The following is a 22,118-nucleotide window of genomic DNA, read 5'->3' on the forward strand; positions in this document are numbered from 1 at the left end:
AACCTGGGGACACCATGCCTGAGGGACACCGGACGACCCTGAAGGACATCGCCGAGAGTCTGGGCGTGTCGGTCAACACCGTTTCGCGGGCGCTGTCGGACAAGGACAGCGTCGGCGTGGAGACCAGGAACCGCGTCAAGGCCGAGGCGGAACGGCTGGGCTACGTGCCCAACGTCACGGCCCGCTCGCTGGTGCTGGGCTCCGCGAGCACGCTGGGCATGGTGATCACCAATCCGTCCAACCCGTTCTACGCGCAGCTCATCAGCGGCATGGAGCAGCACTGCCGTAAGCACGGCTACTCGCTGCTGCTCATGGCGACGGAGGAGAGCCTGGACAACGAGCGGCGCGCGGCCGAGGAGTTGCTGCGCCGCGGCGTCGACGGGGTGCTCGTGGTGACAGTGCAGGAAGGCGCCGAGCACTGGCGCCGGTTCCGGTCCGCCGGGGTCCCGCTCGTGCTGATCAGCCGGGACGTCCCCGAGCTGAACACCGATCTGGTGGGCGTCGACCACGTCCTGGGCGGGTACGAAGCCGCCCGGCACGCCATCGCGCGGGGCGCCAGGAAGATCTGCTTCCTGGAGGAGGACCTGGGTGTCTCGTCGGTCACCGACCGCGTGGCGGGCTACCGCCGGGCCATGGCCGAGGCCGGGCTGCCCGTGGAGCCGGACACTGTGATCAAGGTGCCGACCAGGCGGCTGGAGCAGAGCGCCATGCCCTGGGATCCAGGGGAGGCGTACCGGCTGGCCAAGGACGTGGTCCGGACGGCGCGACGGCCGATGGCCTTCGTCGCGGGCAACGACTACTTCGCGCTGGGCGTCTACCGGGTGGCCGACGAGGCCGGTCTGCGGATCCCGGAGGACGTGCTGGTGGTCGGCTACGGCGGCCACCCGTTCGCCCCGTACGTCATCCCCTCCCTCACCACGGTCGAGCTGCCGGCGGCGGAGATCGCCGTGTCCGCCGTGGACCACATGCTCCGGCGGCTGAAGCGGCCACCGGCGGAGGGGCCGCCGGAGAAGATCCTCTTCCCGCCCCGGCTGGTCGAGCGGGCGTCGAGCGGAGGCGGCAGATGACCGGCTTCGTCGGGCGCCGCCTGGCCCAGGCGCTGCTCCAGATCTGGGGCGCCATCACCATCGTCTTCGTCGCCCTCCGGGTGCTGCCCGGCGACCCCGCCGAGCTGATCCTGGGCAGCCAGGCAACGCCGGAGCAGCTGGCCGCCTTACGGGCGCAGCTGGGGCTCGACGATCCGCTGCCGGTCCAATATCTGCATCACCTCCAGGGCCTCCTGAGCCTCGACTTCGGCCAGTCGTGGCGGCAGGGCGTGGGCGCGCTCGACGCCTGCCTGGAGCGGCTGGGGCCGACCCTGGTCCTGTCCGCCTGGGCCATGGTGTTCACCGTGGTGCTGGGCTTCCTCACCGGCTCGTACGCGGCCCGGCACGCCAACTCCCTGGCCGACCGCCTGATCTCGGTGTCGTCGCTGGTCGGCCAGGCGTTGCCGCCCTTCTGGATCGGCATCATGCTCTCGCTGATCTTCGCTCGGGGGCTGCAGATCCTGCCCAGTACGGCCGACGGCACCATGGCGAGCCTCCTCCTGCCCGCCTTCACGCTCGCGCTGCCGTTCGTGGGCTGGCTGGGCCGGCTCGTACGGACCGGCGTGCTGGAGGAGATGAACCAGGACTACGTCCGTACGGCCCGCGCCAAAGGGCTGAGCGACCAGGTCGTCTTCTACATCCACGTCCTGCGCAACACCCTGGTCCCGGTGGTGACCATGCTGGGCCTGCTCATGGGCAACTTCATCGCCAACGGCGTCATCGTCGAGGTGGTCTTCGCCTGGCCGGGGATCGGGAGGCTGCTGGTGGACTCCATCACCTTCCGCGACTACGCCGTGGTCGAAGCCGTCCTGACCGTGATCACGCTCTGCTACATCACGCTCAACCTGCTGGTCGACGTGCTCTACGGCTACCTCGACCCCAGGATCCAGTTGGAGAACGCATGATGCCGCCGAAACTCCACGGCCGGCCCGGAGTGGCTCTTCAGCGGCTGGCCGGGCTGCCGCCGCGCGCCCACCTCGCCCTCGGGATGGTGCTGCTGTTCGTGGTGGCGGGTGTGCTGGGGCCGCTGTTGGTGCCCTTCGACGCCGCCGCGACCAGCCCGCCCGACCGGCTGCTGCCGCCCGGAACCCGGCTGTCCGACGGCGCCGTGGCCTGGCTCGGCACCAACCAGGTCGGCCAGGACATCCTGGCCGCGGTGCTGGCCGGGATGCGTACCTCACTGACCGTGGCCCTGGTCACCGTGGTCGTCGCCGGGTCGGTCGGGCTGCTGATGGGCCTGCTGGCGGGCTACTTCGGCGGCTGGGCCGACGGGATCATCTCCCGGCTCGGCGACATCCAGCTCGCCTTCCCCAGCCTGCTGCTGGCCATCATGCTGGCCGGCGTGCTGGGCCCGAGCATGACGAACGTGATCATCGCGCTCGCGGTGACGCGCTGGGTGATCTTCGCCAGGGTGGTACGAGGTTCGGCGCTCGCGGTCCGCGACCGGGAGTTCGTGGACTCGGCTCGGGTGATGGGCGCCTCGCACGGGCGGATCCTCCTCCACTACATCCTGCCGTCGTGCCTGCCGCCGCTGCTGGTGGCGGCGACCGTGCAGATCGGCCTGACCATGGTCGCCGAGGCGTCGCTGAGCTTCCTCGGCCTCGGCGTGCCACCCTCCCAGGCGTCCTGGGGATCGACGATCGCCCAGGGCCGTGACTACCTGGCGTCGGCGTGGTGGATCGCGGCGGCGCCCGGCGCCGCTCTGGCGCTGGTGGTGGTCAGCATCGGCATCCTCGGTGACCTGCTCCGCGACGCTTCCGACCCGATGACGGAGCTGTGACGATGACACCAGACGCCGTGATCCCACTGTTGCGAGTGGACGACCTGGCCGTGGAGTTCGACACGCCGAAAGGGCCGCTGCGGGCGGTCCGTGGGGTGTCCTTCCAGGTGGACGAGGGCGAGACGCTGGCGATCGTCGGCGAGTCAGGCAGCGGCAAGAGCGTGACGGCGCAGGCGCTGCTGGGGCTGGTGCCGCCACGGGCCCGGGTCACCGGGGGGCGCGTCGTGATCGAGGGCCGCGACGTCACCGGGCTCCCGGACCGGGAGTGGCAGCGGCTCCGCGGCGAGCGCATCGCGATGATCTTCCAGGACCCGCTGAGCGCGCTGAATCCGTCGCTGACGGTGGGCTACCAGATCGCCGAGATGTTCCGCAGGCACCGGGGTCTGGGCCGGGCGGAGTCCCGCCGCCTGGCCACGGAGCTCATGGTCCAGGTGGGCATTCCGGACGCCGCCCGGCGCCTGGACGACCATCCGCACCGGTTCTCCGGCGGCATGCGCCAGCGGGTCATGATCGCGATGGCGCTCGCCCTGGACCCCCGCCTGCTCATCGCGGACGAGCCCACCACCGCGCTCGACGTCACCGTGCAGGCGCAGATCCTGCGGCTGCTGCGGCAGCGCCAACGGGCCGAACGGCTGGGGATGATCCTCATCAGTCACGATCTCGGGGTGGTCGCGCGGGCGGCCGACCGGGTGGCGGTGATGTACGCGGGGCGGATCGCCGAGGTGGGCACCGTGGCCGAGGTGTACGAGCGGCCCGCGCACCCGTACACGCTGGGTCTGATGCGCGCCGTGCCCGCGCACCCGCACACGCGGGACGTGCCCGCGCCGCGCGACGGCGGCGGGCCGCTGGTGGCGATCGACGGCCACCCGCCCGACCCGACCGCGCCGCCCGCCGGCTGCTCCTTCCATCCGCGCTGCCCGTTCGCCCGTGACAAGTGCCGGGAGGTCGAGCCCGAGCCACGCGAGGTGGCACCGGGCCGGACCAGCGCGTGTCACTTCGCCGAGGAGGTGATGGCGGGTGTCCACACCGACGCTCGCTGAGTCCCGCACCAGGGACGACGACGGCCCGCCCCTGCTGGAGCTGGTCGATCTGGTCACCGCCTACCGCCTGCGCGGCGGGCTCGGCCGCTCCGGCGCCGAGGTGCGCGCCGTGGCCGGGGTGAGCCTCGACGTACGGGCCGGGGAGACCGTTGGCCTGGTCGGCGAGTCCGGCTGCGGCAAGTCCACGATCGCCAGGACCATCGTCGGCCTGGTGCGACCGTCCAGCGGTCAGGTGCTGTTCGAGGGTCGCGATCTGGCGACCCTGCCGGCCAGGGAGCTGCGCGGACTCCGGCAGGACGTCCAGCTGGTCTTCCAGGACCCGTACGCCTCGCTCAACCCGCGAATGACCGTGTCCGCCCTGATCAAGGAGGCCTGGCGGATCCATCCGGGGATCGTGCCTCGGGAGCGGTGGGACGAGGAGGTGCGCGGGCTGCTGGATCGCGTCGGCCTGCGTCCCGAGCACGCCGGCAGGTATCCGCACCAGTTCTCCGGAGGCCAGCGGCAACGCATCAGCATCGCCCGCGCGCTCTCCGTGCGGCCGCGGCTGATCGTCTGCGACGAGGCCGTGTCCGCTCTGGACGTGTCGGTACGGGCGCAGATACTCAACCTGCTCGAAGAGCTGCGGCGCGACCTGGGGGTCGCCTATCTGTTCATCTCCCACGATCTGGGCGTTGTGCACCACATCTGTGATCGGGTCGCGGTGATGTACCTGGGCAAGATCGTCGAGATCGGTACGAAGGAGAGCGTCTACCTGCGGCCGTCCCACCCGTACACACAGGCCCTGCTGTCGGCGGCGCCCAGCCTCGACGACTGGCGGGACGGCGGGCGGGAGGAGATCGTCCTGAACGGTGATGTTCCCTCACCGTTGAACCCGCCGTCAGGCTGCCGTTTCCGGACGCGCTGCTGGCGGGCCCAGGATCGATGCCGGGTCGAGGAGCCGCTGCTCCTCGACCGCGGCACCGGCCACCCCGTGGCCTGCCATTTCCCCGAGACCGACCCGTCCTGACGAGCCCCCGGCGGACGGGACGGATCCGGCCGCCTCGTGAAGGAGCGATCGATGTCGAACAGAGTCCTGTCCGCCCTGGTGGGCGCCGTCATACTGACGGCCCTGCTCGCCGGCGGCCGCCCGGCCACGGCGAGCGCCGCCACCTGCGCGGACGCGCCGAACGAGCCGGTCGCCAAGGGCGCGGTCTTCAACGACCCGGTGGGAGGCGACCCGACCGCCATCGTCCGGCGCCTCTGCGGCCTGATCCACCAAACCCCCGCCGGCGCCCGGATCCAGGTCGCCCACTTCGTCATGTCCGGCCAGGCGGGCACCGACTTCGCCGGCGAGCTGATCAAGGCGCATCAGCGGGGTGTCGAGGTGCGGGTGGTCCTGGACGGCGACACGCGCGGCGCGACCGTGGCCACGCAGCTCGCGACCGCGCTCGGCACGGACATCTCCGCGCGCTCCTACCTGCACGTCTGCACCGGCCCGCCGTCGGGCGGCACGGCGGCCTGCGTCGGCAGCAAGGGCCAGCACAACAAGTTCTACCTGTTCTCGCGGACCGGCAACGCCTCCGACGTGGTGGTGCAGGCGTCGGCCAACCTCACCGACCTGAACTCCGCGACGTACTGGAACAACGCCGTCATACTCCCCCGGGACAAGAAGCTGTACCAGGCGTATGACAGCTACTTCCAGGACCTGGCGGCGGAGCGGAAGAACCCCGACTACTACCGCACCACCACGACGCGTTCCGGACAGGCCTGGTTCTTCCCCCGCGCCGGGACGGACGCCACCACCGACACCGTCGCCGAGCACCTCGCGAAGGTCCGCTGCACTCCCGGTACGAAGATCCGCGTTGGCATGTCTGAATGGGACACGTACCGCATCGCCATTCCCGAGAAGCTGCGCGACCTGGCCGTCCAGGGCTGCTCGGTCCAGATCGTCTACGGCATCATGGCCGACGAGGTCAAGCGGCTGCTGCTGGCCGAGCCCCGGATCGAGCTGCGCACGCTGGGCACCGGCGACGCGCTGCCCGGCCGGATCCACTCCAAGTACCTGCTCATCGAGGGCTCCTTCGAGGGCCGCCCCCACGCCCAGGTCGTGCTGACGGGCAGCCACAACTACATCGAGAGCTCGCTGCGCCGCAACGACGAGACCCTGCTGCGGCTCGACGACCGGGCGATGTACCGGCAGTACGTGGCCAACTTCGAGAGGCTGCGCGCGGTCGCGCCCCTGGCGGCCACGTCCTGACCCGCTCTGTCCCTGTCCCGGCCCGCGCTGTCTTATGACCTCCTCCGCATGCCGTCAGCCGTCCGCTCCGGGACGGGCCAGACGGTGCGCGGGCACGGGGATCGAGGGGAACGGGTTGTCGGGCAGCAGGATCACGCGACGGGCTTGGTCGCCCTGGAGGGCGGCGTCCAGGTGCAGGAGCGCGGCGCCGATGCCCGCCGCGCCGACCATGTAGCCCGTGTCCGCCGACACCTCGCCGGGGCGCAGCCGCCGATACGCCTGGTACCAGCGCAGCCCCCGCCCGTCGTGGTCGACCGCGCGGCCGATCAGGTGCTCGGCGAGCACGCTCGCGAAGTCCAGGTACGACTTGCGCCCCGTCGCCGCCCACAGCCCCACGAACAGCTCCACCAGCCCGGCCGTGCCGCAACACTGACAGGAGACGTTCCAGAAGCCGGGGGTACGCCGGTGCGGGACGCCGCTCTCCACGATGCCGTGCGCCAGTCGCTCGCACCAGGCCAGGTCGTCGGCCTCGCCCGTGACCCGGTACAGCTCGTAGAACAGCCGCGCCACCCCGGCCGAGCCCGAGCAGAAGCCCAGGTAGTGCAGCCCCCGGCCCTGCGGCACGTGGTGCGGCACGGCGACGCACCTCCCGGCCTCGACGCTGACCATCCGGACGAAGCCGGCGCCTCTGCGGGCCGCGTCGATGAAGAGCGAGTCGCCGGTGACGCCGTACAGGCGGGCGAGCAGGAACGCCGTGCCCGCCGTGCCGGACAGGAAGCCCGGGATGACGACGTCCACCGGCAGATCGGCCCGGCCACCGGCCGCGTCGCCGGGCTTTCCCGGCAGGTCGGAGCAGTCACCGGACCAGGTCTGCGCGTCGGGCAGGGTCCCGTCATCAAACAGGGTCCCGAACCGGTGGCCGGGCACGGCCAGGCGGGCGATGCGGGCGCCCGCCTCGACGGCCAGGTCCTGGTAGGCGGGCATGCCGAGCATCGAGGAGGCGTGCAGCAGGCCGAGCACCACGCCGCCGTCGCCGCTCTGCGCGGGATCCCGCGACCAGCCGGGGCCGCCGTCGAGCGGGCGGGCGGAGCGGACGATCCGGTCGGCGGCGGCCACGGCGGCCTCCTCGAACTCCTCATCCCCGAGCACCCAGCCGGCCTCGGCGAGCGCGACCACCGTGCCGGACAGACCGTGATAGAGCGACAGACTGGTCTGGTTCGTCCAGGTCGCGGAGAGGTAGCGGGCGCCCGCGCGGGCCTCCTCAAGGTACGCCTCGTGGCCCGTCGCGGCGGCCAGCTCCAGGAAGAACAGCACGATGCCCGCCGCCCCCGCGTAGAGCGAGGCCGGTTCGGCGGCGAGGGCCGATCTGCCCCGGGGGTCGGGGTTGGCCCGCCAGTGCCGGCCGCGCTCGTCGTCGACGGCCGCCGAGCGGATCCAGCGGCCGGCCATGATGGCGGCGGTCAGCGGTGTCTCAGCACGCTCGCTCGATGAGCGCGTCCGATCCAAGCTCATGCCGCCATTATCCCACACATTTGGTAGGAAATTAAGGGTTGTCGGCGATACTCCCCGTCAGCTGCCGTCGAGAGGCGAGGGCGTCGCGGCGGCTTCCACAGGGACGCGGCCACGGCGCATCATGGTGGTCGCGGCAGACAGCCCGAACAGCGCGGCGCCCGGCGGCCCGATGATCCACATGGGCCAGAAGTACACCAGGGACGCGTCGGAGACGCTGAGCATGACCCAGACCACGAGGTTGATCGACACCTTCACGGCCCAGATCGCCCAGAGGATCCTGAGCCATCTCGGCAGCGTCGCCAGCAGTCCGGCCGGTACCGCCGCCCCACGCGGCGCGGGCTGCGGTTTCGCCTTCGCACGGGGCAGGTCGCCCAGGAGGTCCGCCAGTTCGCCGTACGTCACCGCCTGGAAGGCCCGGCCCAGCCGGTCGTCGTACTCCTGCATGCTGAGGCGGCCCTCGGTCAGCGCGGCGCTGAGCCGCTCGGCGACCACCTCGCGATCGCCGTCCGACGCCCGGATCTTTCGCCGCTCGTTCATCGGTTCTCCTTGAGCGTGGAGTCTTTCGGCGTGAGCCGTGGGGAGGATGTCGCGGTCTCGCGGGCGAGCAGGCGGTCGATGGCGGCCCGCTCGGCGTCGTGGGTGTTGTCGTCGTCGCGGCGGCGCTCGGCCATCGCGGTCAGGTACGGCAGCACGGCCGGCCGGTCGACGGCGTCCGCGAACGCCTTCGTCATGAGGAGACGCCCGGCCCGCCGGACCGGCCCGGACACGGGGGCGGCGGCGATGATGAGCCAGGTGCACGCCACGTCGGCGGCCGGCGCGCCACGGCCGGCGTTCGCCCAGTCGATGACCCGGGGGCCGTCGCCGGTGACGAGCACGTTGCCGGGGTGCAGGTCCAGGTGGAGCAGGTTGTTGCCGGGCGCCCCCTCGGCGGCGGGCAGCCAGCCGGGCGCGCGTACGGTGGACAGCCGCTGGAGCAGCTCCACCAGGAGGCGCCCGTACGCGGGCGCCCGCCACGGCCGCCGGGTGGCGTCGCGTGACACGCTGACGCCCACGACCCGCTCCATGAGGATGTCGGCCCCGTCGGCGTCGAAGACCTCGGGCGCCGGAAAGCCCTGCCTGCGGGCGTGCCGCATGACCGACGCCTCGCGTTCGAGGCTGCGGCCGTCGCGGGCCCGCCGGATCACCTTGCCGGTCCCGGCCTCGTACACGTCGCAGTCCTGCCCTGCCGCGAGCAACGTTCCCACACGCATGGTGGTCAGATTATGCGGTAAAGGTGAGTCATTCTAGTTGTGCGATAACCGGTGCACTGGCAGCAAATTACCGTCATTTGATGACAGCGGGCCTGTAGTGCGGATTCACCAGTTATTGCGACAGAATCCCACAGGAGGTCAGTGGCCTACTCTTTCCGGAACTTCCTGCCATCGGTCACCTAGGTCAGCTACCGCTATCGTAGCCACCAACACCAGTTAATCGTATTCAACCGATTAATTTCCGACAAAGAGCAGACGTCGCATTCGGTGTGAATACCTGGAGGAGGTGACACATTGCTGGAGGCAATCGATCTTGTCAAGTGTTATGGCCCGGTCAGAGCCCTCGACGAGTTCAGCCTGAGCGTGGCCGCGGGCGAGATCGTCGGGCTCGTGGGGCACAACGGCGCGGGCAAGACGACCTTCGTGGAGATCGTGTCGTACCTGACCCGACCGGACGGCGGCCACGTCACCATCGACGGTAAGCCACCGTCCGCCGCCAAAGGCCAGGTCGGAGTCGCACCACAGCACATCGCGCTCTATCCGTCCGTCAGTGTCAGGGAGCACCTGGAGCTGTTCGGCAAGCTGGCCGGGCTGCGTGGCCAGGCGCTCACCACCGCCATCGACGACATCGTGGTCGCCCTGCGGCTGACCGACTTCATCGACCGGCACGCGGCGGTCCTGTCCGGCGGTCAGCAGCGCAGGACCCAGGCGGCCACCGCGCTCATCCACCGGCCGGCACTCCTGCTGCTCGACGAGCCGACGGCCGGCGCCGACCTGGAGACCAGGCAGGCGATGCTCGACGTGGTCAAGCAGCGCGCGGGCGAGGGCGCCGCCGTCGTCTACACCACCCACTACCTGCCCGAGCTCACCGAGCTCAAGGCCACGATCGCGGTCGTCAGGGACGGCCGGGTCATCGCCAGGGGAACCCACGAGGAGCTGGTCGACGGCCTGCCCGGCGAGGTGCAGCTCACCTTCGACAACGAAGAGGAGATCACGGTCTCGACGACCCACCCGGCCAACACCCTGATCGACCTGCTCAGCCGTGCCGACCGCCCGATCAGCACCGTCGACGTGCGCAACCCCTCCCTCGACGACCTCTACAGATCCCTGGCGGTCAGCAATGCTCCTTGACACCCCCCACACCCAGCAGCGGATCGAACCTCCGCCGCCCGCGGGCCTGGTCGAGAACCTGCGCGGCGCCGCGTACCGCATCGGCGCGCTGGCCAAGCACAACACGCTCATCCGGCTGCGCGACCCGGGCCAGATGATCAGCTACGTCGCCATGCCGATGGTGCTCATGCTGGTGCTCAAGCCGCTGTACGTCCGGGCCGTCGAAGGCGGCGCGACGCAGGTGGCGACCGGGCTGATGGTGATGTTCTCGGTGTTCGCGATCTCCATCGCGGGCAACGCGATCCTCGTCGAGCGCACCTGGCGCACCTGGGACCGCCTGCGCGCGAGCCGCGCCCCGGCGACCGAGCTGCTGCTCGGCAAGACCATCCCGATCTTCGTGGTGATGGTCGTGCAGCAGTCGATCCTGCTGGTGTACGGCTGCCTCGTCATCGGGCTGCCGATCCCGAGGGCCCCGCAGTACGTGGTCTTCGCCATCGCGATCTGGGCCTTCGCGCTGCTGTCGATCGGCGCTGCACTCGCCACGATCGTCCGCAGCCACGGGGAGCTCAGCGTGATCTCCGACGTCGGTGCCCTGACGCTCAGCTCGCTGGGCGGCGCTCTGGTGCCGCTGAGCATCATGCCCGAGTGGGCCCAGGTGGCCGCGCACATCTCGCCCGGCTACTGGGCCCTGACGATGATGCAGGCCGCGGTCCGCGGAGACGCGGCCGGCACCTTGGCACCGGCCGGGGTGCTGCTGGCGATCGGCCTCGTCGCCGGCACGTTCGCCGTCCGCAGGCTCACGCGCGGTTGGGGGCGTGGGCACCTGCTCTGAAGTGCCGACCCGCGGTCAGGGGGCCGCGGGTCGCTCGCCTTTCTATCGGTAATTCAGTGACATGTACGGAATTGAGGCATGTTGATGGATCAGCAGCATTCACCCGGCGACTCGAAACACTCGGCGGACGAGTCGAATATCGCGATCATCGGCATGGCCGGCCGATTCCCCGGGGCGGACAACGTCGAGACGTTCTGGCGCAACATCAGCACCGGCGTGGAATCTTTCACCCGATTCTCCGACGAGGAGCTGATCGACGCGGGGGTCAGTCCGGCGACCTTCCAGCAGCCGAACTATGTCAGGAGCCGGCCGATCCTCGAGGACATCCGGGGATTCGACGCCGGATTCTTTGGTTACAACCCGCGTGAGGCGACCTTGGCCGATCCGCAGCAGCGGATCTTTTTGGAGGTCGCTTGGGAGGTCCTCGAAGCCGCCGGTTACGGCTCGCCCGACGCGCGGGGCAGCGTGGGCGTGTTCGCGGGCACCAACATCAGCGGCTACCTGCTGACCCGGCTGAGGGCGTTCGAGATGGGCATCGACCCGTCCGCCCTGATGATCGGCAACGACAAGGACGCGCTCACCACGAACGTCTCCTTCCGCCTCAACCTCTCGGGCCCGAGCGTGGCCGTGCAGACGTTCTGCTCGACCTCGCTCGTCGCCGTGCACCTGGCGAGCGACGCGCTGCGCCGGGGAGACTGCGAGATCGCGCTGGCCGGCGGCGTGTCCGTACGCATCCCCGACCGGGTCGGGTACCTGTGGGAGGAGGGCGGCCAGGAGTCGCCCGACGGCCATGTGCGTACGTTCGACGCCGAGGGCAAGGGCAGCATGTTCGGCGACGGGGCCGCCGTGGTCGCGCTCAAGCGCCTCGACCGCGCGATAGCCGACCGCGACACCGTGCTCGCCGTCATCCGCGCCTCCGCGATCAACAACGACGGCGCGCTCAAGTTCAGCTACCTCGCGCCCAGCATCGACGGGCAGCGCAGGTGCGTCAGCAAGGCGATCGAGCGGGCCGGGGTCGACCCGTCGGAGATCTCGTACGTCGAGGCGCACGGCACCGCGACCGAAGTGGGCGACCCGATGGAGGTCGCCGCCCTGACCAGCGCCTTCGGCCCCACCAAGGACAAGCAGTACTGCCTGCTCGGCTCGATCAAGCCGAACGTCGGCCACCTCGACCGCGCCTCGGGCGTCACCGGGCTCATCAAGGTCGTCCAGTCCCTGCGCAACGAGCGCATTCCGGGCACCCTTCACTACACCTCCCCGAATCGGGAGATCGACTTCGACAGCAGCCCGTTCCGCGTCACCTCCGAGGTCACGCCGTGGCCGCGTGACGACGACCGGCCCCGGATCGCGGGCATCAGCTCGCTCGGCATGGGCGGCACGAACGCGCACGCCATCGTCACCGAGGCCCCGCGGCCCGAGCGGCGCCCCGAGCGGCCCCGCCGCTGGCAGGTGCTGCCGCTGTCGGCCCGCTCCGAGTCGGCCGCCGAGAACGCCTGCGTCAGGCTCGCCGACCGGCTGGACATCGACTCCGACCTCGAACTGGGCGACGTCGCCTACACGCTGCAGGTCGGCCGCAAGGTCTTCAACCACCGCAGGGTCGTCGTGGCCGACTCGACCGGCAAGGCCGCTACCCTGCTGGCCGACCCCGCCGGGCGGCTGGGCCGTAACGACGCGACCGTGGGCCGCCGGGTCGGCTTCCTGATCGCCGGGGTCGGCGAGCAGTACCCCGGCATGGTGGCCGCGCTCTACGCCGACGAGCCCGCCTTCCGCGACGACGTCGACGAGTGCCTGACCGTCCTCGGCCTCACCGAGGCCGCGCAGCTGTCCGACGTCTTCGTGGCCGCCGAGCGCCAGGACACGGGCGGCGACCTGGCCCGGCTCCTGGGCCGCACCGGCGACGCGGCGGCCCGCTCCACGGCCGAGGCGCACCTGATCCAGCCCGCCGTCTTCGTGGCGGAGTACGCGCTGGCCCGCCAGCTCATCCGCTGGGGCATCGCCCCCGAGATCATGGTCGGCTACAGCCTCGGCGAGTACGTGGCCGCCTGCCTGTCCGGCGTGCTCTCGCTCCCCGACGCGCTGCGGCTGGTCGCCTACCGGGCCAAGCTGATCACCTCGCAGCCCGAGGGCGCCATGCTCGCGGTGGCCGCCGACGAGCGGCGGCTGCGCGCGGTGCTCGGCGACCTGCGGGCCCGCGATCTGGACGTGGCGGTGCGCACCGGCTCACAGCTGGTCGTGGCCGGGCCCGTCGCGGCGGTCGACGCGGCCGGTGCACTCCTGCTGGACGCGAAGATCGGCTGCCGCCGCCTGGACACCACTCACGCCTTCCACTCCCGGATGCTGGAGCCGGTGGCCGCCGAGCTGACCGCCTGGATCAGCGACAACGTCACCCTGCACCCCCCGGTGATCCCGTACGTCAGCAACGTCACCGGCCGCCTGGCCACCGCGGACGTCGTCACCGACCCCGGCTACTGGTCGCGGCACATGTGCGAGACCGTGGAGTTCGGTGCCGGGCTCGCGCACGTGCTCGGCTCCGGCGATCTCGCCCTGGTGGAGATCGGCCCCGGCCAGTCGCTCGGCGCGCTGACCCGTGGCCACCCGGAGTGCGACCGCGCCCAGTGGCCGCTGATCGTCACCACGCTGCCCGCCGCGAACGACCGCCTCGACACCCACGCCGCCACCGCCACGGCCGTCGGCAAGCTCTGGCTGGCCGGCGTCTCCGTCGACTGGGCGGCGCTGCACACCGGCTGGGCACCCGGGCGGATCCCGCTGCCGACGTACCCCTTCGAGCACCAGGACTACTGGCTGGAGATCGACCAGACCGCGGCGAGCACCGGCGCGCCCGCGATCGACGACAGCGACCCCACCAGCATCCTGAACGCCCTGCCCCGGCTGCCGGACGAGCGCTGGATCAACGTGCCGACCTGGCGGCAGACCGCGCCGCGCCCGGCACGCGAGGAGGAGGCGGGCCGCTGGCTGGTCTACACGGACGCGGGCCGGGCCGACACGCTGGCCACCGCGCTGCGCGCGCACCTGGAGGCGGCGGGGCACCAGGTGGTGCTGGTCCGTCCCGGCGAGCGGTTCGCCGCCGGGCCCGACGGCCTGGTGGTCCGGCCCGGCTCGCCGGAGGACGCCGTCAGCGCGCTGCGTTCTCTGGCCGAGCGGGACTTCGAGCCCGAGCGCGTGGTGCACCTGTGGACCGCCGAGGAGAACCCCGACTCGACCGACGAGTGCCTGCGGCGCGGCCTGCACACCCTGGTCGCGCTCGCGCGGGCCGCGGGCGACATGGGCATCACGCGGTGGTCGCTGGACATCGTCACCATCGGCGGCCAGCGGGTGCTCCCCGGCGACCGGGTCATCCCGGAACGCGGCACCCTGCTCGGCCCGACCCGCCTGATCCCGGTCGAGTACCCGCGCGTGCGCACCCGCCTGATCGACATCGACACGGCGTCGTCGCCGCGCGACCTCCTCACCGAGCTGCGCGCCGAACCCGCCGACCAGGTCGTGGGGCTGCGGAGTGGCCGGCGCTGGGTCCCCGAGTACGAGGTGCTCGACGCGTCGTGCATCGACCAGGACTCCCCCAAGGCCCAGGTACGCCGGGGCGGCACGTACCTCGTGACCGGCGGCCTCGGCGGCATCGGCCTGGCCATGGCCGAACGGCTCGCCGAGCACTACCAGGCCCGCCTCGTCCTGATGGGCCGCACCCCCGTGCCGCCCAAGGACCAGTGGGGCCCCATCCTGGCCTCGGAACGCACGGCCGACGAGGTGCGCAGGCGGATCGAAGGGCTGCGGCGGCTGGAGGCCGCGGGCATCGAGGTCATCACGGTCGCCGGTGACGTCTCCCAGCCCGATGACGTACGGCGGGCGGTCGGCGCGGCGATCGACACCTTCGGCGAGCTGAACGGCGTGCTGCACTGCGCCGGGGTGCCGGCCGTCGGCCTGATGCAGTTCAAGACGACCGCCGACATCCAGCGCACACTGGCGCCGAAGGTGGCGGGCACGCTGGCCATCGGTGAGGCGTTAAAGGACGTCCCGGTGGATTTCGTGGCTTTGTTCTCCTCCACCACGTCAGCGACCGGCGGCGGCGCCGGTCAGGTCGACTACTGCGCGGCCAACGCCTTCCTCGACGCGTACGCGCTGAGCGACCCGCTGCCCGGCGTGAGCGTGACGTCGATCGACTGGTGCGAGTGGACCTGGAACGGCTGGACCGACGGCCTGGAGAACTACGACGAGGGCTCCAAGCACTACTTCACCTGGTATCGCGAGAACTTCGGCCTCACTTTCGACCAGGGCTACGAGACGCTGCTGCGGGTGCTGGCCAGCGGCGAGGCCCACGTGATCACTTCGACGCAGGACTTCGCCCCGCTGGTCGCGATGAGCCGCCGCTCGTCGATCGAGAGCCACCAGGCCACGGTGAAGAAGATCCGCGACGCCTTCGGCCGCCACCCGCGGCCCGAGCTGTCGACCGCGTACGTCGAGCCGCAGTCACCGGCCGAGGAGGCCATCACCGCGGTCTGGGCCGAGGCGCTCGGCCTGGAGCAGGTCGGCATCCACGACAACTTCTTCGAGCTCGGCGGCAACTCGCTGCTCGGCATGGAGATCATCGCCGAGGTCCGCAAGGCCCTCGAACTGTCCTACCTGCCGCCGCACATCCTCTACCAGTCGCCCACGGTCGCCTCGCTCGCCGAGGCCGCGACCTCGGGCGGCGAGCAGGACCAGCAGACCCTCGGGGCCCTTGACCAGCGGCGGTCCCGCATCGAACAGCGACGCAACATGCTCCGTGGGAAGGCGGCATCATGACGGAGGAGACTGACTACGACTCGGCGGTCGCCCTGATCGGCATGTCCGGTCGCTTTCCGGGAGCGAGCAGCGTCGGCGAGCTGTGGCGCAACGTCCTGGCCGGGATCAAGGGGCTGCGCGAGATCACCGACGAGGAGCTGGCCGAGTCCGGCGTCGAGCCGGGCAAGGTGGCCGACCCGCGCTACGTCCGCGTCGGCGGCCCGATCGACGGACTCGACCAGTTCGACGCCACGGTCTTCGGGATCAACCCGCGCGAGGCCGAGACGATGGACCCCCAGCACAAGCTGTTCCTCGAATGCTCGTGGGAGGCGCTGGAGAGCGCGGGCTACTGCCCGACCGACACGCCGGGGCAGGTCGCCGTCTTCGCCGGCTGCGGCTTCCCCGACTACATCGTCCAGAACATCCAGCACCTCGCCGGTCAACCGGGCGGCGCGCTGCTCATGGCCACCGGCAACGAGCGCGACTCACTGGCCTCGACCGTCTCCTACAAGCTCGGGCTGCGCGGCCCGGCCGTCACCGTGCAGACCTTCTGCTCCACCTCGCTGGTGTCGGTGCACCTGGCCTGCCAGAGCCTGCTGACGTACGAGTGCGACATCGCGCTGGCGGGCGGCGCGTTCACGCCGCTCCCCCAGCCCGCCGGTTACCTGTACGAGCAGGGCGGCATCATGTCGCCCGACGGGCGGGTGCGCAGCTTCGACGCCGAGGCGGGCGGCACGGTCATGGGCAGCGGCGTCGGCACGGTCGCGCTCAAGCGCATGTCCGACGCGCTCAAGGACGGCGACGTCATCCACGCGGTCATCCTCGGCTCCGCGGCCAACAACGACGGCCGGACCCGCGCCGGATACACCGCGCCCGGCGTCGACGGGCAGGCCGAGGTCATCGAGTCCGCGCTGGGCGTGGCCGGGGTCAAGCCCGACACCGTCGGCTACGTCGAGTGCCACGCGACCGGCACCATGCTGGGCGACTCGATCGAGCTGGCCGCGATGAACCGGGTGTTCGCCCAGCCCCGCGAGACGCCGTGCGTGCTGGGCTCGCTCAAGCCCAGCATCGGTCACCTCGACCGCGCCTCCGGCGTCACCGGGCTGATGCGCGCCGCGCTCACCCTCAAGCACGAACTGCTGCCGGGCACCCCGCACTACGAGACGCCCAACCCGGCGCTGGCGACGGCGCGGGACCGGTTCACGGTGCTCACCGAGCACCGGGCCTGGCCCGCGGGTCCGCATCCGCGGCGGGCCGGGGTCAGCTCGTTCGGGCTCGGCGGCACCAACGCGCACGTGGTGCTGGAGCAGGCGCCGGTACGGCCGTCGCGGCCGGCCCGGCCGGGACCGCACCTGCTGACGTTCTCGGCCGCCGACGGGCAGGCGTTGTCCGACCTCACCGGGCTGCTGCGGGAGCACCTCTCCGGCGACCTCGCCGACGACCTGGCGGACGTGGCGTACACGCTGCAGGTGTCGCGCGGCGGCTTCGCGACGCGGCGCGCGATCGTGGTCCGGGACCGGGAGGACGCGGTCGCGGCGCTGGGCGATCCGGCGCGCTGGATCGACGCCAAGACACAGCGCCGCAACCCCAAGGTCCGGCTGGTCACGCCCGGCGGTGACGTACCGACCGAATGGTGGGCGGACCTGCGGGCGGCAGCCGACCGGCTGACCCGGCCAGGCGCCGCCGGCGCTGCCGGGGTCGACCGACTGGCCCGCCCCGGAACCGCCGGCGCTGCCTCTCTCGGTGCCGCCACCCCCGAGGACGCGGTCGCGGCGCTCGCCGAGGCGCTCACCGCGCTCGGCGTGCGCCTGCTCCACGACGCGACCTCCGACACGTCCGGAGTCGAGGAGATCGCCGTGGCCCCCGCCGACGGCGAGAGCGCCGCCGAGTGGCTCCTGGCCACTCTGGGCAGGCTGTGGCAGGCCGGTAGCGCCGTCGACTGGGCAGTGCTGCACCAGGGCGCGGGCCTGCGGGTCGAGCTGCCCACCTACCCCTGGCAGAAGCGCCGGTTCTGGGTCAAGGCCAACCCGAGCATGATGGCCGCGCCCCCGAGCACCGGTAAGACGTTCGACCGCTCGAAGTGGACGCATCTGCCGACGTGGCGGCAGCGGCCCCTCACCCTCAACGGCCTGGACGAGCAGCTCAGGCTGGCCGGTCCCTGGCTGGTCTTCACCGACGACGCCCGGGGCGAGGCCCTGGTCGAGCGGCTGACCGAGGCGGGCGCCGAGGTGACAGCGGTGCGCCGGGGCAGCCGGTTCGACGAGGACGACACCGGACATTTCACGATTCGCCCCGACAAGGCGGATGACATGGCCGAGGTGCTCTACTCGCTCGTGGTCAACCCGCGCTCGATCATCCATGCCTTCAGCCTGTCCGCCGCCGAGGCGGGGCCGGACCCGGTCGCCCACTTCGACGCCGAGCAGAGCCGCGGCTTCTACTCCGCCCTCGCGCTGGCCCGCGAGCTGGTCGACAACACCGGCTCCGCGCCGCGTGCCGAGCTGGTCCTGCTGACGCCGGGAGCGGTGGGCGTGGTCGGCTCGGACCTGCGCCACCCCGAGCACGCGACGCTCGCCGCGCTGGCGCCGAGCCTGCAGCAGGAGAACCCGCGCCTGCGCTGCCGCCACATCGACGTCGGGTCCGACCTCGATCCCGAGCAGCTCGCCACCCAGATCCTGGCCGCCTCCGTCGCCCCGCACGAGGGGCCGGTCGCGGTGCGCTCGGGCGAGACGTGGCTGCGGCAGTACGAGCAGTACCCCATCGACGAGCCCGGCCCCGAGGAGCGGCCGTTCCGCGACGGCGACACCGTGCTGATCACCGGCGGTCTCGGCGACGTCGGCCTCGTGCTCTCCCGCCACCTGGCCGCCCGGTACGGCTGCCGCCTGGTGCTCACCGCCCGCGCCCCGCTGCCGCCCCGCGCGGAGTGGGACGCCTTCCTGGCCTCGGTGCCGCAGGGCGGGGAGCGTACGGCACGGCACATCCGCAACATCCGCGACCTGGAGGAGCGCGGCGCCACCGTGCTCGCCCTGTCGGCCGACGTGGCCGACGAGGCCGGGATGCGGGCGGTCGTCGAGGCGGCGGTCGAGCACTTCGGCAGGATCGACGTGGCCGTGCACGGCGCGGGCGTCCAGGACGGCGGCTACTTCAACTTCGCCCACCTCATGGACCGCGACCAGTGCGACGCCCACCTGGCCGCCAAGGTCAAGGGCTTCCACGTGCTGGAGGCCGTATTGGGAGAGCAGGCCCGCGACCGGCGTGTCACGCTGTCGTCGATCGCGGCGGTGCTCGGCGGGATGACGCTGGCGCCATACGCGTCGGCGAACGCGGCGCTGGACGCCTACATCCGCGTGGCCCGGCTGGGCGGCGGCCGGTGGGTCACCGTCGACTGGGACACCTGGAACATCGACCCCGACCGGCTCGAAGGCCACAGCGGCGCGGTCATCGACTACGCGATGACGCCCGCGGAGGGCGTGGACGTGTTCGAGCGGGCGCTGTCGGCCGCCGACCGCGTCGGCCACCTGGTCATCTCGACCGGCTCGCTGGAGGCGCGCATCGCGCAGTGGGTCACCGGTGACATCCACGACGCCGGCGACGACGATCTCGACGACGACCGCGAGCGCCACCCGCGCCCGGACCTGAGCACCCCGTACGTCGAGCCGAACGAGGGCACCGAGACCACGCTGTCCGGCATCTGGTCGAGGGTGCTGGGCATCGACCCGATCGGCGCCACGGACAACTTCTTCGAGCTCGGCGGCCACTCGCTGCTCGCGATCGAGCTGACCACCCGGATCCGCAAGGCCCTGAACGCCTCGGTGCCGGTCACCGGGCTGCTGGAGTGCCCGACGGTCCGTCAGCTGGCCGCACTGCTCGATTCGAGGGAGGACGCGTGAAGCAGCCCGAGTATCTGCGCAAGATCCAGAGTTTCGCCCGGCGCGAGCTGCTCGACAAGGACGCCTACCTGGACTCGCTGGCCGAGGCGCCGATGCCGCTCTACAAGCGCTTCGCCGACACCGGCCTGGCGAACTGGTGGCTGCCCAAGGAGTCGGGCGGGCTCGGGCTGGGCCTGGAGGAGAGCGTCCGCATCGTCTCCGAGCTGGCCTACGCCGACGCGGGCGTGGCGTTCACGCTGTTCATCCCGGTGCTCACGACGAGCATGGTCCAGTGGTACGGCTCCGCCGAGCTCCGGGAGCGCCACCTGGGCCGGATGGCGGCGGAGAACGGGTTCTGCGCGACGCTCGGCAGCGAGCACGCGGCGGGCAGCGAGCTGGCCCGGATCTCCACCACGGCGACCCGCGACGGCGACGAGATCGTGCTCAACGGGCAGAAGGCGTTCTCCACCAACACCGACTTCGCGCAGTTCATCGTGGTGATCGCGCGGGCCCAGGACGACCCGGCGGGCTACCTCGCGGTCCTGGTGCCGCGCGACACGCCCGGCATCCGGGTGGACAAGCGGTGGGACGTCATCGGGCTGCGCTCGTCGGCGACCTACCAGGTCTCGCTCACCGACTGCCGGGTGCCCGCGGCGAACGTACTGCGCGGCAACGGCCTGCGGCTGCTGGAGGTCGGGCTGAACGCCAGCCGCATCCTCATCGCCACGACCGCGCTCGGCATCGCCCGCCGGGTGCGCGACGTGTGCATGGAGTACGGCAAGTCCAAGTCGGTGAAGGGCTCGCCGCTGGCCAACAACGCGGTGTTCGCGAGCCGGCTGGGCCAGTTCGAGATGCAGATCGACGTGATGGCGAACCAGTGCCTGGCGGCGGCCCGCGCGTACGACGCGGTGGCGGCCCGGCCGGACGCCGGCGAGGAGTTCCTGCGGGTCGGGACGCTCAAGTCAGCGCTCACCGCGAAGATGTTCTGCGGGCAGACGGGGTGGCAGATCGCGTCCACGGCCTCGGAGATGTTCGGCGGGCTCGGTTACACGCACGACTCGGTCATCGGCAAGCTGCTGCGGGACGTGCGCTACGTGTCGATCGTCGAGGGCGGTGACGACGTACTGCGTGACCTGGTCTTCAGCCGGTACGTGGTGCCGGTCTCAAAGCGGTCATGAGCTCGAAGCGGTCATGAGGCGGCCGCGGTGGTGACGACCGCCGCGGCGTAGCCCGGCGCGACGTCCAGCCAGCGGACAGGCAGGGCGGCGCCGGGCGGCGAGAGCACGGCCCCATGGGTCGTGCTCTCTTCGCGTACCAGGACATCGCGGAGTCCGGCCAGGCCCACCCCGACGGCCTTGACGTACGCCTCCTTGGCCGTCCAGAGGCGGAAATATCCGGTACGGAGGCCGGAAGGGCCCGCCTCGCGCAGCCGGTCGACCTCCTCCGGCTGGTACATGCTGCCGGCCATCGCCAGGCAGTCGAGGTCCTCGCGGATCCACTCGACGTCCACGCCGACCCTTGAGCCCGGCGGCGCCACCGCCACCAGCGCCCACTCCTCGGAGTGGGACAGGTTGAAGTCGGGCGCTCCCCGGCCGTGGGACAGGTTGAAGCCGGTCGCGACCCGGCCGTGGGGCAGGGTCACGTACGGGCGGCCGCCGTCCTCCGTGTGGAAGGCCAGACGCGCGGCGCGCACGCCGCAGACCTCGCCGAGGATGGCGCGGAGCGCGGCGTGCGCGACCATGAACCGGTGCCGCTCCCGGGCCGAGCCGAGCCGTCGGGCCCGCTCGCGCTCGGCGTCGGAGAGCGACCGCCACCCGCCATGCCGCAACGGCCGGTCGAGGTGGATCTTCCACACTCTGGGCTGCGTCATACCCACGCGCGCAGCGCCTCCGAGACGTGCTTGTAGGTCAGCTTCGCCTGCTCGAAGACGGCGAAGTGCCCGCCGACATAGGTGTGCAGGTCGAACCGCCCGGTCGTCTGCTCCCGCCACGCGGCCACCAGCTCCCGGCCGGCCCGCGGGTCGTCGGTGCTCGGCAGCGCGGTGATCGGGACGTCCAGCGGGGGCTCGGAGTAGTACGTGTAGGTCTCCTTGACGCTGAAGTCGGCCTGCATGGCGGGCAGGATCATCTCCAGCACGGACGGGTCGTTCAGCAGCCAGTCGGGGGTCCCGCCGAGCTTGCGCAGCAGCTCCACCAGCTCGGCGCTGCTCATGCCGCGCACCGGCGGCCCGTCGTCGAACGACCGGTGCGGGGCGACACAGCCGGAGACGAACAGGTGCACCGGCTCGGGGCCGCCCCGGCGGCGGATCTCCCTCAGCAGTTCGAAGGAGACCAGCGCGCCCAGGCTGTGTCCATAGACGGCGTACCGGCGATCTCCGCTCACCTCGGCCAGGATGACGTCGGCCAGATCGGCCACCAACGGCGCCATCCGTTCGTACGGAGGTTCGCGCAGCCGGTTCTCCCGCCCGGCCGGCTGGACCGGCAGCACCGCCACACCCGGCAACCGGTGCTGCCACGCCCGGTAGGCGGAGGCCCCGCCCCCGGCGTGCGGCAGGCAGAACAGCGCGAGCGCGTCGGCCGCCGCGCCGGTCTGGGCCCGGAACGGCAGCCACCGCTGGACCGCGTCTTCGCTGGTCACATCATTGACGGTCAT

General features: G+C 71.7%; 16 protein-coding genes. 11 read left to right on the top strand and 5 right to left on the bottom strand.

All coding sequences use genetic code 11. The features are described 5' to 3' along the window. The first annotated feature begins 14 nt into the window (after positions 1 to 14). The 6 genes from ACQP2T_RS50445 to ACQP2T_RS50470 are packed head-to-tail and all read left to right on the top strand — an operon-like array spanning position 15 to position 6,141. Positions 15 to 1,067 (top strand): LacI family DNA-binding transcriptional regulator, encoded by a 1,053-nt coding sequence (locus ACQP2T_RS50445; protein WP_433511926.1) that lies wholly within the window; start codon positions 15 to 17, stop codon positions 1,065 to 1,067. Further along, positions 1,064 to 1,990 (top strand): ABC transporter permease, encoded by a 927-nt coding sequence (locus ACQP2T_RS50450; protein ID WP_433511927.1) that lies wholly within the window; start codon positions 1,064 to 1,066, stop codon positions 1,988 to 1,990. The genes ACQP2T_RS50445 and ACQP2T_RS50450 overlap by 4 nt, the downstream gene beginning before the upstream one ends. Further along, positions 1,987 to 2,865, top strand: a complete 879-nt coding sequence (locus tag ACQP2T_RS50455) for an ABC transporter permease (RefSeq protein WP_433511928.1) — start codon at positions 1,987 to 1,989, stop codon at positions 2,863 to 2,865. The genes ACQP2T_RS50450 and ACQP2T_RS50455 overlap by 4 nt, the downstream gene beginning before the upstream one ends. Before the next feature lie 2 nt (positions 2,866 to 2,867). Further along, complete coding sequence (locus ACQP2T_RS50460; protein WP_433511929.1) at positions 2,868 to 3,905, top strand: ABC transporter ATP-binding protein; 1,038 nt, start codon at positions 2,868 to 2,870, stop codon at positions 3,903 to 3,905. Then, a complete protein-coding gene (locus ACQP2T_RS50465) occupies positions 3,883 to 4,911 on the top strand; it encodes an ABC transporter ATP-binding protein (protein WP_433511930.1) in 1,029 nt (342 codons plus the stop codon). Before ACQP2T_RS50460 ends, ACQP2T_RS50465 begins: the two co-directional genes overlap by 23 nt. 51 nt (positions 4,912 to 4,962) lie before the next feature. Further along, the gene (locus tag ACQP2T_RS50470; RefSeq protein WP_433511931.1) at positions 4,963 to 6,141 is read left to right on the top strand and encodes a phospholipase D-like domain-containing protein; all 1,179 of its coding nucleotides are present in this window, start codon (positions 4,963 to 4,965) and stop codon (positions 6,139 to 6,141) included. A 54-nt stretch (positions 6,142 to 6,195) separates the two neighbouring features. Here the strand turns inward: ACQP2T_RS50470 and ACQP2T_RS50475 are convergent, their stop codons facing one another. The 3 genes from ACQP2T_RS50475 to ACQP2T_RS50485 are packed head-to-tail and all read right to left on the bottom strand — an operon-like array spanning position 6,196 to position 8,882. Further along, complete coding sequence (locus ACQP2T_RS50475; RefSeq protein ID WP_433511932.1) at positions 6,196 to 7,632, bottom strand: lanthionine synthetase LanC family protein; 1,437 nt, start codon at positions 7,630 to 7,632, stop codon at positions 6,196 to 6,198. Positions 7,633 to 7,689: 57 nt separating this feature from the next. Beyond that, positions 7,690 to 8,169, bottom strand: coding sequence for a DUF1707 SHOCT-like domain-containing protein (locus tag ACQP2T_RS50480; protein ID WP_433511933.1), 480 nt, complete (start codon positions 8,167 to 8,169; stop codon positions 7,690 to 7,692). Then, positions 8,166 to 8,882 (bottom strand): phosphotransferase, encoded by a 717-nt coding sequence (locus ACQP2T_RS50485; protein WP_433511934.1) that lies wholly within the window; start codon positions 8,880 to 8,882, stop codon positions 8,166 to 8,168. The genes ACQP2T_RS50480 and ACQP2T_RS50485 overlap by 4 nt, the downstream gene beginning before the upstream one ends. Before the next feature lie 294 nt (positions 8,883 to 9,176). On the opposite strand from ACQP2T_RS50485, the gene ACQP2T_RS50490 reads away from it, so the two are divergent. From ACQP2T_RS50490 to ACQP2T_RS50510, 5 genes are all read left to right on the top strand, one after another. Then, positions 9,177 to 10,013 carry an ABC transporter ATP-binding protein gene (locus tag ACQP2T_RS50490; protein ID WP_433511935.1) on the top strand — a complete coding sequence of 279 codons (837 nt, stop codon included), beginning with the start codon at positions 9,177 to 9,179 and terminating at the stop codon, positions 10,011 to 10,013. Next, complete coding sequence (locus ACQP2T_RS50495) at positions 10,003 to 10,824, top strand: ABC transporter permease (protein ID WP_357942111.1); 822 nt, start codon at positions 10,003 to 10,005, stop codon at positions 10,822 to 10,824. The genes ACQP2T_RS50490 and ACQP2T_RS50495 overlap by 11 nt, the downstream gene beginning before the upstream one ends. Before the next feature lie 84 nt (positions 10,825 to 10,908). Next, complete coding sequence (locus ACQP2T_RS50500; protein ID WP_433511936.1) at positions 10,909 to 15,621, top strand: SDR family NAD(P)-dependent oxidoreductase; 4,713 nt, start codon at positions 10,909 to 10,911, stop codon at positions 15,619 to 15,621. After that, positions 15,618 to 19,487, top strand: a complete 3,870-nt coding sequence (locus ACQP2T_RS50505) for an SDR family NAD(P)-dependent oxidoreductase (RefSeq protein ID WP_433511937.1) — start codon at positions 15,618 to 15,620, stop codon at positions 19,485 to 19,487. The genes ACQP2T_RS50500 and ACQP2T_RS50505 overlap by 4 nt, the downstream gene beginning before the upstream one ends. Further along, positions 19,484 to 20,644: an acyl-CoA dehydrogenase family protein gene (locus ACQP2T_RS50510; RefSeq protein WP_433511938.1), complete on the top strand. Its 1,161-nt coding sequence runs from the start codon at positions 19,484 to 19,486 to the stop codon at positions 20,642 to 20,644. Before ACQP2T_RS50505 ends, ACQP2T_RS50510 begins: the two co-directional genes overlap by 4 nt. Positions 20,645 to 20,655: 11 nt before the next feature. On the opposite strand, the gene ACQP2T_RS50515 is transcribed toward ACQP2T_RS50510, so the two are convergent. Further along, positions 20,656 to 21,336: a 4'-phosphopantetheinyl transferase family protein gene (locus ACQP2T_RS50515; protein WP_433511939.1), complete on the bottom strand. Its 681-nt coding sequence runs from the start codon at positions 21,334 to 21,336 to the stop codon at positions 20,656 to 20,658. Then, positions 21,333 to 22,118, bottom strand: a complete 786-nt coding sequence (locus tag ACQP2T_RS50520) for a thioesterase II family protein (protein ID WP_433511940.1) — start codon at positions 22,116 to 22,118, stop codon at positions 21,333 to 21,335. Before ACQP2T_RS50520 ends, ACQP2T_RS50515 begins: the two co-directional genes overlap by 4 nt.

The organism is Nonomuraea sp. CA-143628 (assembly GCF_050942315.1).
GTDB lineage: Bacteria > Actinomycetota > Actinomycetes > Streptosporangiales > Streptosporangiaceae > Nonomuraea.